12 protein-coding genes and 1 tRNA gene are annotated in these 11,873 nt (G+C 63.2%); 6 read left to right on the top strand and 7 right to left on the bottom strand.

Annotation, left to right across the window (positions count from 1 at the left end):
* The first annotated feature begins 1 nt into the window (after position 1).
* The 3 genes from ACIQTZ_RS15800 to ACIQTZ_RS15790 all read left to right on the top strand — a co-directional run bounded on the left by ACIQTZ_RS15800 (position 2) and on the right by ACIQTZ_RS15790 (position 819).
* Positions 2-78 (top strand) — tRNA-Pro (locus ACIQTZ_RS15800).
* Between the two features lie 101 nt (positions 79-179).
* Positions 180-317, top strand: coding sequence for a hypothetical protein (locus ACIQTZ_RS15795; RefSeq protein WP_402982166.1), 138 nt, complete (start codon positions 180-182; stop codon positions 315-317).
* A gap of 121 nt (positions 318-438) precedes the next feature.
* Positions 439-819, top strand: coding sequence for an SdpI family protein (locus ACIQTZ_RS15790; RefSeq protein ID WP_402982164.1), 381 nt, complete (start codon positions 439-441; stop codon positions 817-819).
* A 77-nt stretch (positions 820-896) separates the two neighbouring features.
* Here the strand turns inward: ACIQTZ_RS15790 and ACIQTZ_RS15785 are convergent, their stop codons facing one another.
* Positions 897-1,121 (bottom strand): hypothetical protein, encoded by a 225-nt coding sequence (locus ACIQTZ_RS15785; protein WP_402949479.1) that lies wholly within the window; start codon positions 1,119-1,121, stop codon positions 897-899.
* 129 nt (positions 1,122-1,250) lie between these two features.
* On the opposite strand from ACIQTZ_RS15785, the gene ACIQTZ_RS15780 reads away from it, so the two are divergent.
* Positions 1,251-2,519, top strand: a complete 1,269-nt coding sequence (locus ACIQTZ_RS15780) for a helix-turn-helix domain-containing protein (RefSeq protein ID WP_397326546.1) — start codon at positions 1,251-1,253, stop codon at positions 2,517-2,519.
* 87 nt (positions 2,520-2,606) lie between these two features.
* Here ACIQTZ_RS15780 and ACIQTZ_RS15775 read toward each other — a convergent pair whose 3' ends face one another.
* Together ACIQTZ_RS15775 and purD are read right to left on the bottom strand one after the other, a co-directional pair.
* Complete coding sequence (locus ACIQTZ_RS15775) at positions 2,607-3,545, bottom strand: phosphoribosylaminoimidazolesuccinocarboxamide synthase (protein ID WP_402982162.1); 939 nt, start codon at positions 3,543-3,545, stop codon at positions 2,607-2,609.
* A gap of 2 nt (positions 3,546-3,547) precedes the next feature.
* Positions 3,548-4,858 carry a phosphoribosylamine--glycine ligase gene (gene purD / locus ACIQTZ_RS15770; RefSeq protein ID WP_402982279.1) on the bottom strand — a complete coding sequence of 437 codons (1,311 nt, stop codon included), beginning with the start codon at positions 4,856-4,858 and terminating at the stop codon, positions 3,548-3,550.
* Positions 4,859-4,951: 93 nt separating this feature from the next.
* Here purD and ACIQTZ_RS15765 point away from each other — a divergent pair, with 93 nt between their 5' ends.
* Together ACIQTZ_RS15765 and ACIQTZ_RS15760 are read left to right on the top strand one after the other, a co-directional pair.
* The gene (locus ACIQTZ_RS15765) at positions 4,952-5,968 is read left to right on the top strand and encodes an asparaginase (RefSeq protein WP_402982161.1); all 1,017 of its coding nucleotides are present in this window, start codon (positions 4,952-4,954) and stop codon (positions 5,966-5,968) included.
* 47 nt (positions 5,969-6,015) lie between these two features.
* The gene (locus tag ACIQTZ_RS15760) at positions 6,016-6,414 is read left to right on the top strand and encodes a sterol carrier family protein (protein WP_402982159.1); all 399 of its coding nucleotides are present in this window, start codon (positions 6,016-6,018) and stop codon (positions 6,412-6,414) included.
* A gap of 83 nt (positions 6,415-6,497) precedes the next feature.
* Here ACIQTZ_RS15760 and ACIQTZ_RS15755 read toward each other — a convergent pair whose 3' ends face one another.
* From ACIQTZ_RS15755 to ACIQTZ_RS15740, 4 genes are all read right to left on the bottom strand, one after another.
* Entirely contained in the window at positions 6,498-7,985 is a 1,488-nt protein-coding gene (locus ACIQTZ_RS15755; protein ID WP_400337798.1) for a cation:dicarboxylate symporter family transporter, read from the bottom strand.
* Positions 7,986-8,305: 320 nt separating this feature from the next.
* On the bottom strand, positions 8,306-9,073 hold the full coding sequence (locus ACIQTZ_RS15750) for an SDR family oxidoreductase (RefSeq protein WP_402982157.1): 768 nt from the start codon (positions 9,071-9,073) through the stop codon (positions 8,306-8,308).
* 24 nt (positions 9,074-9,097) lie between these two features.
* Positions 9,098-9,841 (bottom strand): aspartate/glutamate racemase family protein, encoded by a 744-nt coding sequence (locus ACIQTZ_RS15745; protein ID WP_402982156.1) that lies wholly within the window; start codon positions 9,839-9,841, stop codon positions 9,098-9,100.
* Between the two features lie 87 nt (positions 9,842-9,928).
* Entirely contained in the window at positions 9,929-11,497 is a 1,569-nt protein-coding gene (locus tag ACIQTZ_RS15740) for an NCS1 family nucleobase:cation symporter-1 (protein WP_402982154.1), read from the bottom strand.
* Positions 11,498-11,873: the final 376 nt, after the last annotated feature.

Here is an 11,873-nt window from a genome sequence, read left to right as displayed (position 1 = left end):
TCGGGATGTAGCGCAGCTTGGTAGCGCGCTTCGTTCGGGACGAAGAGGTCGCAGGTTCAAATCCTGTCATCCCGACCAATAACGGAAATGGCGTCGAGAAATCGGCGCCATTTTTGTTTATCCAATAGGCCCCTGGCGACACAGAAAGCAAGGTCTCATTCCGTTTCGCCATCACTGACTTGAGGGCAGCAAACCGGCCGTCGAGCGGCACGGGTGGCTCGTGGTATTCCGTCGTCGACCCCGTAAACGGCGAGCTCACTCCCGGACAGACCATCAGTCTTTCTTTGGTGAACCCCATCAACAAGCCCGAAGCCTAGGTTTGCTCCGAAAGTTATCCACAGGCGACTACTAACGCTTTGCGCGCTCTAACACACAGCACCTAGGCTCACGCGTGATGGCTGAAAACAGACGAACACGCAAAGTGGGGGCGATTGCCAAATGTCCGGTGACCAAATAGGAATTGTCGTTGGATTAAGTGTTCTCGGAGCGGTGCTGTTAGTCGGAGGCATTCTCTCCCTGTTCGGGCGGCTGCCAATGAACCCGACGGCCGGCATTCGCATCCCCTCCACGTTGACGTCCGAGGGTGCTTGGAAGGCCGGTCACAAAGCTGCGGCGCCATGGCTGATACTCGGCGGAATGGGTGCTGGAACCGGTGCGGTGGTTGGGCCGCTCCTGCCGTCTGCTGAACTTGGGGTCTTGGCATTCGCGTGTGCAGTCGTGGCAGTCGCGTTTCTGATCGTTGGTTGCCTCGCAGCATCAAAGGCGGCAGTCCTGGCAGAACGCAGTTTGGGACCAAGTGAGTCGGAAGGCCATCAATGAGCGTCAGGACTGCACGAGGCAAAAAGAAAACCCCGGAGCAGCTCGTTTGCTCCGGGGTTTCCTCATTGAACTGTCGGTTACATCGGATCGGGCCAGTTGCCGATCGATGACGTGGTGTAGGTGGTGTCCGTTGACTTCGACGGTGCCGACACGCTGGCGCGCATCGGATCCGGCCAGTTGCCAATGGCACTTACGGAAGAGTTGGAATCCACGGACGATGCCGCGGAGACGACTGCGGGAGCCGCAACCGTGAACGCAAGAGCGCCTGCCAATGCCACCGAAGCGGCGATTTTCTTGAACATAGTGTTCCCCAATGCGAGTCGGATTCGTTACGGAAATTACACGGTCCCTGTTGACATACATTGTAAAATGTTTTCCACAGAGACTGTCAAGGGTATCTGTCGCAGAGACATGTTCAGGAGGAGGGACCCGTGGGAAACGGATTCGGCGAGAAGTTGCGTGCCGAACGGCTCGAACGCGGGTTGACCCAGGCTGAGCTGGGCAAAAACCTGTATTCCCCGAGCTACATCTCCCTTCTGGAGACCGGTCGGCGTGAGCCCACGGCCGAGGTGATCGAAGAACTCGCACGCCGACTCGAACTGGCCCCCAAGGCGTTGGAAGCCTGGAGCCAACCTGTTTCCGTCAGCGACGCTGAGTATGTTTTGGCTGGCCTCTACGCCCGGCAAGCGTGGGACTTGCGTGATTATCCACTCGCCGCAACGCACGCGGCCACCGCAGCGCAGATTGCCTTGGAAGCCAAGAACAACAGTGCCTGGTGGAACATGACGTACATGCAGGCCGAATGCGTGATGAAGCAAGGCCTGCTCAAGGAATGCCAGCAGATCGTGGAACACCTGCTGGAGCACCCCATGGCCACCGAATCCGCAGGCCTGGGAGTTCGAGCCTGGCAGATGCTCGCCGCGGTGTGTCACGGACAAGGCCAACTGGCCACCGCCGTCGAGCATGCAAAGCAAGCCGTGAAGCTGTGCGAGCAGCTGCCCAAGGGTTCCACGCTGATCATCGGCGCGCACCGCGCACTGATCGGCGCCCTTGCGGAGAGCGGCAAGCTGGATGAAGCGTGGGAATACTGCTTGGCCATGATCGAGCACATGGACGAGCACTCCATGTCGCAGCTGGCCGGCGAGGTGGCATGGGTGGTGGGAAACGTGGCCTTCATGCGCCACGACTACGCAGAGGGCATCAAGCACCACGAACGCGCGGCGAAGCTCCTCTCCCCTGCCAACGACATTGAACTGTGGGCCCGTTTCAACAAGGCCTCCGCGGCAGTCCGCTTGTCGTCGGGCATTGTTGAACCGGAAACGCTGTCTGCGATCGAGCGGGCAGAGTTGGCGTTGTCGATTGTGGGCGGCAACAAGACAGACCAGCTGGAAGTCGCTTTCATTCGCGCCCGCTGGCTGTACCTGACCGGGGACATTCCTGCCGCCGTCGAAAAGCTCCGCGAAATCTACCAGGACCGCAAGGCCCTTGCCCGCCACACCGCCGGTGAGGTGTCGTTGCTGCTCGGCAAGTCCCTGAAGGCTGCCGGCGAAACGTCCGAAGCCCTGCATTTCCTGGAAGAAGCCCAGCACGATTTCAGTGCCGCCGGCGCCTCGGACCGTGTGCAGCAGGCCATGGATGCCGTGCTGGAGATCCGCCTTGCCGAGCGACGCGCGGCCGCGTCGCACACGGAAGCCGTTTAACCCAAACTGACTGGCAGTAGTTGTTGTTCTGAGCTCAAAACAACAACTACTGCCAGTCAGTTGGGTGGGGGTGACGCGAAGGTGGGGTTACGCGAAGGTGCGGCCCGTGAGTTTCTCGTAAGCCTCCACGTAGCGTGCACGCGTGCGCACCACGACATCCGCGGGAAGAGCCGGCGGCGGGGTGTCCGAGGCCTTGTCCCAGCCCGACTCGGCGGACGTCAGCCAGTCGCGGACGTACTGCTTGTCGTAGGAAGGCTGCGACTTCCCCGGCGCATACGTGGACGCATCCCAGAACCGCGAAGAATCCGGGGTCAGGACCTCGTCACCGAGCGTGATGATGCCGGTGCCTGCGTCGATGCCGAACTCCACCTTGGTGTCCGCAAGGATGATGCCGCGTTCGCGGGCGATCTCCTCGGCGCGGGTGTAGATCTTCAGCGTGAGCTCACTCAGGCGCGCGGCGATGTCGTCGCCAACCATCGCGACGACGTCGTCGTAGGTGATGTTCTCGTCGTGTTCGCCCACCTCGGCCTTGGCGGACGGCGTGAACAGCGCGGCCTCCAGGCGCGAGCCGTCAACGAGTCCCTCGGGCAAGGGAATCTCGCAGACGGTCCGGGACACCTTGTACTCGGCAAGGCCGGAACCCGTCAGGTATCCGCGGGCGATGCATTCAACCGGGAACATGTCCAGCTTCTTGCAGATCATGGCCCGGCCCTCAACCTCGGCCGGAACGCCGCCCTCAACGGTGGAAGCGAGGACGTGGTGCTCCACGTCCAACTGCTCGAACCACCACAGGCTCAGCTGCGTGAGGATGCGGCCCTTGTCCGGGATTTCGCTGCTCAGCACGTGGTCGTAGGCGCTGATGCGGTCACTGGCTACCACCAGGACGCAATCCTGGCCGAACTTCTCGGTAATGGATTCGTCGGCCGGAACGTAGAGGTCGCGCACCTTGCCGGAATAGACGTGCGTCCAGCCCGGAAGCTGCAGCGCCTCGGTTTCGAAACCGCCGGTGGGAAGGGATTCAGTCATGCTCAGGCCTGTACTTTCGGGATGGTGCCGGTAGCCGTGTACGGCACCCGGATTTCGCCGCGGGCGGCCTTGCCTGCAATATCCGTGCGGAACTGCGAGCCTTCCAGCTGAACCAGCTCCACGCCGTCGTACGCTTTTTCGCGGGCCTCAACCAGATCGGAACCGAGTGCCACTACCGCGAGGACGCGGCCACCGGCGGAGACAATCTTGCCTTCGTCGTCCAGCTTGGTGCCGGCGTGGACAACGTGGACGCCGTCCAGCTCGTCAACCTTCTTCAGGCCGCGGATGCGGTCACCCGTGCGGGGAGTGTCCGGGTAGTTTTCGGCGGCAACGACGACGGCGACAGCCGTGTCCTTGGACCAGCGCAGCTCTTCTGCCGTGTCCAGTTCGCCCTTGGCGGCTGCCAGGAGCAGGGCACCGAGCGGCGTCTTGAGGCGGGCCAGGACGGCCTGCGTTTCCGGGTCGCCAAAGCGTGCGTTGAACTCGATGACGCGGGTTCCGCGCGAGGTCAGGGCAAGGCCGCAGTAGAGGACGCCGACAAACGGTGTGCCGCGGCGGGCCATCTCGTCCACGGTGGGCTGCGCCACGCGGTCGATGACTTCCTGGACCAAGCCTTCCGGAGCCCACTCAAGCGGAGTGTAGGCGCCCATGCCACCGGTGTTGGGGCCCTCGTCGTTGTCGAAGATGCGCTTGAAGTCCTGCGCCGGGGACAGCGGCACGGTGGTGCGGCCGTCGCAGAGGACGAACAGGGAAACTTCCGGGCCGTCCAGGAATTCCTCGATCACCACGGTTCCGCCGGCGTCGAAGCAAGCCTGCGCGTGGGCCAGGGCCTCAGCACGGTCCTTGGTGACCACAACGCCCTTGCCTGCTGCGAGGCCATCGTCCTTCACAACATACGGAGCGCCGAAGGCATCCAGGGCATCGGCCGCTTCCTCGGCGTTCTCTGCCACGCGGGCCATCGCAGTGGGGACTCCGGCTTCCGCCATGATCTGCTTGGCGAACGCCTTGGAGGCTTCGAGCTGCGCGGCTTCCTTGCTGGGGCCGAAGACTGGAATACCAGCTGCGCGCACGGCATCCGAGACGCCCGCGGCCAAGGGAGCTTCCGGACCGACAACCACCAGGTCCACGGCCAACTTGGTGGCGAGGGCAGCGACGGCTTCCGGGTTGTTCCCGTCGATTGCGTGCGTGGGGACCAGTTTGCTGATGCCCGCGTTGCCGGGTGCCGCGTGGACCTCGGAAACGTTCGGGTCTTCAAGCAGAGAGCGGACAATGGCGTGTTCGCGGCCGCCTGGGCCAATGACGAGTACCTTCACAGTCCTCAAGGGTACTTTGTGAAGCCGGGCGAGTCCTAAGGTGTGTCGATGGGCGGAACGGGATGAACCCGCCCAGCGCCCTAGACTTGGCACATGCCACTGAGTTCCCATGAAACGTTTACTGTTGAGTCCGCCGTCGAACTTGCAGTGATCGAACGCAGTGGTTTCATCGAGTCACGGCACATCGGCGCAGCGGTGGTCCTGTCCGGCGACGGCAACGTGGTCACGAGCCTCGGCGACATCCACGCACCCATCATGGCCCGCTCCACCCTCAAACCCTTCCAGGCACTGGCCGCCATGCAGGCCGGCGTTCCGCTGCGGGGCGCCCAGGTGGCCGTCGCCTGCGGCAGCCACACCGGTTCCCTGGACCATATGGACGTGGTGGAGGGCATGCTCAAGGCCGCCGGTCTCCGCGTGGACCAACTCCAATGCCCAACTGCCTGGCCGCAGGACGAGACGGCCCGGAACTGGCTGGTCCGCTCCGAGCGGGGACAGTCAAAGCTCGCGTTCAACTGTTCCGGCAAGCACGCGGCCTTCCTGTGGGCTTGCGTGGAGAACGGCTGGGACCTCCGCAGCTACCTTGAGCCAAACCACCCCCTGCAGCAACGAGTCCGCTCAGGGATTGAGGAGTACAGCGGCGAGGCCATCTCCCACTTGGGCATCGACGGCTGCGGAGCTCCTGTGGCAGCGATCTCCCTAACGGGCCTGGCGCGGGCCTACTCCCGTCTGGCGAAGGCACCCGGCGACCCTGCGTCCAACGCCCGCGCCGCCACCATTGCCACCTCCATGCTGGACTACCCGTGGGCCGTGCAGGGCAAGGGCGAGGCCAACACGATCGTCATGGAAGAGTTGGAGGTGCTGGCCAAGATCGGCGCGGAAGGCGTGCTGGTCCTCGCCACCCCAACGGGCGCCACGGTTGCCGTCAAAGTGCTGGATGGCAACCTCCGCGCCACGTCCCTGATAGGCCTCACACTCCTGGCAGTCAGCGGCGCCGTGGATATTCCTGCCGTGTCCAACGTCCTGGAGCGCGTCGTGGAACCAGTGCTTGGCGGCGGACGGCAAGTGGGAAAGATCCGTTTGGGTCACGCTGTGTCCGCCATGCTCGGCTAACGCGACTAATTCCGTCAGCCAGTCAGAACGAGGAGAGAGTTTTCACCATGGCAGTTGCACGACGCCGCATCGATATCCAGGAGGGCCGCGCCGCGCTGGAAGCCTGGCAAACCGCCGTCGGGCCCTCCGGCGGTTCCGGACCTGCGGTAGGTGCCACCCCGCCGTCGCGCTCAACCATTGCGACGGCGGTCCGCTACTCCCTGGAGGAAGTCACCGCCCGCGCGCCGGGCAATTCCGTGGAGGTCCGCGTGCCACCGTTCGGCGTGACGCAATGCGTGGAGGGTCCGCGGCACACGCGCGGCACTCCCCCGAACGTCATCGAGACCGACGGCGCCACCTGGCTTGAGCTGGTGACCGGACGGATTTCGTGGGCAGACGCAGTAGCGGCCGGCCGGGTGGCTGCCTCCGGGCTACGGGCCGACCTCTCTGCGCTGCTCCCCTTGTAACTGCCGTTAACGACGGCGGCCGACGCCCCTTTTGTGGAGGGGTCGCCGGCAGCTGGTCCGTCAGTGTTTTCGGTGAACCAGGGTCAGTCCGGGCAGACCGGGGTTTCAGCCTGGCCCTTCTTGCTCATCTCAAACTGCGGGATGTTGTCCTTGGTGGGGCCACCGCGGAACTTTGGCGACGGGTTCTGGCCTCCGCTGATGCGCTCAAGTTCCTGCTCTTCATACACGTCTTCCTTGCCGAGCATGATGGCGGAGTCCTCGTTGGTGATTTCACCCTTGAAGGCGCGGAGCATGACGCTGCGGTCGAACTGGCCTTCCCACTTGGCCACCACGAACGTGGCCACGCAGTTGCCCAGCAGGTTGACCACCACCCGCATGGAGTCCATGAGGCGGTCGGCGCCCAGCAGGAGCGCGACGCCGGCAACCGGGAAGATGCCCAGCGCGGTAGCGGTAGCCGAGAGGGCAAGGAACGATGAGCCCGGAACACCGGCCATGCCCTTGGAGGTCAGGAGCAACACACCGAGCGCGGCCAACTGCTGGCCGAGGTCAAGGTTGTGGCCGAAGGCCTGCGCGAGGAAGAGCAGGGAGATGGACAGGTAGATCGCTGCGCCGTCCAGGTTGAAGGAGTAGCCCGTAGGGACCACCAGGCCTGTGGTGGCACGGGAGCAGCCGGCGTTGGTCAGCTTGGTCATGATGCGCGGCATGACGGCCTCGGTGGAGGCGGTGCCGAGTGCCAGCAGGAATTCTTCGCGGGTGTACTTGAGGAAGCTCCACAGCGGAACGCGGGCGAAGCCCCACGCCACCAGGAACAGCAGCCCGATGAAGACGATGGCGGCCCCGTAGCAGGCGGCGATCAGGAGTGCGTAGGTGCTGAGCGTACCGAGCCCGTATTGGCCGATGATAAAGGCCATGGCGCCGAAGGCACCGATCGGGGCAACCTTCATGATCCAGGACATGATCTTGAAGATCAGTTCCAGCACGGTTTCCATGAGGCTGATGACGGGCATGCAGCGCTCACGGCCAATCACCACGATGGCTGCGCCGAAGAAGACCGAGAAGAACAGCACCTGAAGCAGGCTGTTGTTGGCGAAGGCACCGATCACGCTGGTGGGAATCACATCGAGGATGAACGCTGCGGCGTCCTTGGGCGGCGCGTTGCCGGTCTTGGCGTTGAGGGCATCCTGGGAAAGGGTTGCCGGATCGATGTTCAGCCCGGCACCGGGCTGGACGATGTTGGCCACGATGAGCCCGAAGACCAGGGCGAAGAGGGTAGCGCCGGTGAAGTAGAGGAGCGCTTTGACCCCGACTCGTCCGACCGCCTTGACGTCGCCGACCGCTGAGATGCCCGTGACGATCACGAGGAAGATCAGCGGGGCGATGATCATCTTGATGAGTTGAATGAATCCATCGCCCAACGGCCGGAGGGTGGACCCGATGGTCGGCCAAAAGTGGCCGATGAGTACACCTGCGACGACGGCGATCAGAATTTGGAAGAAGAGCGACTTATACAGTGGCTTCTTCTTCCGCGGGGCCGAACTCGCCTTCAGCGCCGCAGAGTCTGGGATCTTCATTGATCTGAACCAATCAGTTTGGGAACAGCCCCTCATTTTCGGGGGATGTTTTTCAATGTAATCCCGCTCACATCATTCCGCAAGGGGAAAAAGCTTTTCCATAATATGGAAGTCATGTTTGGTTTGGTATGCCAAGGATGGCGTGCCTCCGCGACCTTCTTTGACGTGGGAAAGCCCCCGAATCGCCGGGAAATACGGCGATTCGGGGGCTCGGCGGCGGCAAAGTTGGTCGTGGCGGCACGGGGCGGGCCGCAGACGGGGGGCTGGGGCGCTGAGGCGGGTTGCCGGGGCGGCAGGTGGCCAGGGGCGGCGCAGCTCCCCTAGCCGCGGCCTATGAAGGGCATCCCTGCCGCAGTCACCACCAGGGATCCCACGCTGGCCGACGCCGGCATGTTGGCCATGAGGAGTACGGCCCGGGCGGCGTCGTCCACCGGGAACATCGGCTCCACCTTGCGTGACCCGTCGGCCTGCAGCGCACCCGATCCAACGCCAATGGTGTCCATGATTTCGGTGCGGGTGTTGCCGATATCGATCTGCCCGCACGTAATCCCGAACTCGCGGCCGTCCAGCTCGATGCTCTTGGTCAGCCCGCTCATCGCATGCTTGGTCACCGTGTAGGCAACAGACCTGGGCCGCGGCGAATGCGCCGAGATGGACCCGTTGTTGATGATGCGGCCACCTTGCGGCTCCTGGGCCTTCATGGTCCGGACGGCCTCGGCGGCACACAGCATGGAACCGGTCACGTTGACTCTCAGCGTGGCTTCCCACTCCGCCACGTCCAGGTCCCCCACGTCGCCGGCCGGCCCGAAGATGCCTGCATTGTTGAAGAGGACATCCACCCGGCCCCAACGCTGGCGCACCACACCGAAAAGGCGGGCGACGTCGTCGGGCACTGTGACATCGCACGGAACCGCAAGCGCCTCGGGGTGACCATCCGCCGTCTCCAGCAACTGCGCCTCACGTCGTCCGGCCAGCGCCACGCGATACCCCTCGGCGAGCATGAGCCGGGCAACCGCCCTCCCGATGCCCGAGCCGGCCCCGGTCACGACGGCGACCCTGGGGTCTGCGGGCAGGCTTGAGTCAGTCATGTGGTTGCCTTTCGGGGAGTTGCCTTAGCGTGCGGCGGTCTGGGCCGCGGGAGTTATCGGCCAGCCTATGACAGTCTTGGGGCGCGGCGCCGCGTAGGTGCGGACCTTGGACGTGGAGAGGCCCAGGCGGACGAGGGACTCGGCGATGGTGACGGCCGAGGCGACGCCATCCACCACGGGAACGCCGGTACGCTGGCGGATCTGGTCATCCAGTCCGGCCATGCCACCACAGCCCAGGACGATCACTTCGGCGTGGTTCTTGCTGACGGCTTCCTCGGCCTGGCCGACGATTGCCTCCACGGCGCGGTCCGGGTGTTCTTCGAGTTCCAGCACGGCCATGCCACTGGCCCGCACCGACGCGCAACGGGCATCGAGTCCGGCCAGCTTGAGGCGGTCTTCGATGAGCGGAACGGCCCGGTCAAGCGTGGTGACCACAGAGTACTTGTGGCCGAGGAACATCGCTGTGCTGGCGGCGGCCTCGGTGATGTCCACCACTGGGACATCGAGGAGTTCCTGGAGACCCTCCCGGCCGTGTTCGCCGTAACCGGCCTGAATGACGGCGTCGAACGGCTCCGGATAGTTGACCACGGCGTCCATGACGGCGATGGCAGCCAGGTAGCTTTCGAAATTTCCTTCGCAGGAATCAGCGCCGAAGCGCGGGGTGATGCCGATGATTTCCGTGCCTGGCGCGGCGGCGGCCCGTGCCTGGGCTGCAATGGAATCGGTCATGGACTGGGTGGTGTTCACGTTTGCGACCAGGATGCGCATGGTTTCCTCTCAATGGCTATGCCCGCCCTCGCCGGCGTCCGCAGGGATTCGGAGGCCGGGAGGGCGGGCATCACCTTTGCTGATGCTTTAGTGGGTGCTGGCGACGGCGATCGGCTCGCCGGAGACGTCCTCGTGCTGCTGCTTCTTGTCAGCCACAGCGAAGTACGTGAGCGCGGCGACGCCGGCTCCGATGAACCAGGCGAAGGGCGCAACGGCCGCGAGGCCTGGAATGAACGCAATGGCCAGCGCGATGGCGGCTGCAGGGATCATTGCGACGATCGCCCTGGGGTTGACGCCGCGCTTGTAGAAGTAGGCGGCCTTCGGATCCTCGGTATACAGCTCGGGGACGTTGACCTTGCCGCGGCGGATCAGCCAGTAGTCGGCCATGACCACGCCGAACAGCGGGCCGAGCAGGGCGCCGAGGCCACCCAGGAAGTACACGATGACAATCGGGTTGTTGTACAGGTTCCAGGGCAGGATGACCAAGCCGATGGTGCCGCTGACCCAGGCAGCCCTGCGGAAGTTCAGGTGCCGCGGGAACAGGTTGGTCAGCGCGTAGACCGGAGCCACGAAGTTGGCCATCAGGTTTACGGCAATGGTCAGGATCAGCAGGGCAAGGCAGGCCAGGACCAGCAGGAGCGTGTTCGGAATGCTCTGGACAATGTCCGAAGGGCTCTCGATGACCGTGCCGTTGATCTTGTACTGCCCGCCGGCCATGATCACGACGATGGCGCCGAAGACCAGCATGTTGATGGGAATGCCCCAGAAGTTGCCCTTGACGATGGACTTCTTGGAGGTGGAGGACCGCGTGAAGTCGCAGAAGTTCAGGACGAACGTGCCGTAGATGGAGACCCAGAGGGCACCGCCGGCAAAGATGGTCAGCCACATCTCAGTACCTTCGAGGCCCTTGATACCGGACCACTGGATGGCCCCGCCTGCTTCGATGAAGACCCACACAGCGATGGCGGCCATGGTGACGAGGATGATGGGTCCTGCGAAGGCCTCGTACTTACGGATCATTTCCATGCCGAAGCTCACGATGACCAACTGGACGATCCACAAGGCAACAAAGGAGAACCAGCCGAGGGTGGAAAGACCCAGGATGGAGTTGCTGTCCAGGTCCTTGAGACCCGGCGCGACGGCAACCAGCAGGACGCGCAGCACCACGGAGGCAAGGTACGTCTGGATGCCGAACCAGGCGACAGCGACGGCGCCACGGACCAGGCTGGCGATCTGGGCGCCACGGATGCCAAAGCTGATACGGCTCATGACGGGGAACGGAACACCCGTCTTCTGGCCCATGAAACCGGAGAAGTTCAGGAGGGCAAAGAGCAACACAGCCCCGATGCCCAAGGCAACCAGGATCTGCCAACCGCCCAGCCCCAGCGAGAACAGGCCGATGGCAAAGGCATAGTTACCCAGGCTGTGGACGTCGTTGGCCCAGAGGGTAAAGATGCTGTAACTGGTCCACTTTCGGCCTTTGGCCTTGGTGGGGGCGAGGTCAATGTTGTAGAGGCTGGGGCTGATGGTACGGCCTGAGGCTTCGGAAGCGATGGCACAGAGTTCCGTATTTCCTACGGAAAGCAGGTGGTGCCCACCTTGGTGCTCATCTTCTTCCGGAGTCCCAGTGACGCCGACTGATGAAGTCGTCTGCATCGTGGATCTCCACTTCGTACTGTTTCCACATTATGAAAACAAGTTATTGAATAGTGAAAGAACTCTATGACTCAGGTCACGTCACGTCAAGGGTTGAACTGTATGACGGGTCACATTCTGTTGATTGGCTCGACAGACAGGAGTTGACTGTAGCGGTCCCGCAATCCGTATTGACGCTGCCCAGCCGGCGTGCGTAATCTCGAATTGCAGAATTTTATTCTCACAATACGAAATTCCATGAGCGCCCCCACAGAGCAAGCGCCCAGACATTCAATGAAGAGAGGTTGGACGTGGCTGCAGGAGAAGAGACCTCACACATCCTTAGTGGGTTGACTGCCCAGTTGCCTGATCGTGATCCGGAAGAGACCGCGGAGTG

Origin of the sequence: Paenarthrobacter sp. NPDC090520 (assembly GCF_044769205.1) — a bacterium.
Classification (GTDB): domain Bacteria; phylum Actinomycetota; class Actinomycetes; order Actinomycetales; family Micrococcaceae; genus Arthrobacter.
The sequence above is the reverse complement of the archived record's forward strand: the minus strand, read 5'-3'. Positions and strand labels throughout refer to the sequence as shown.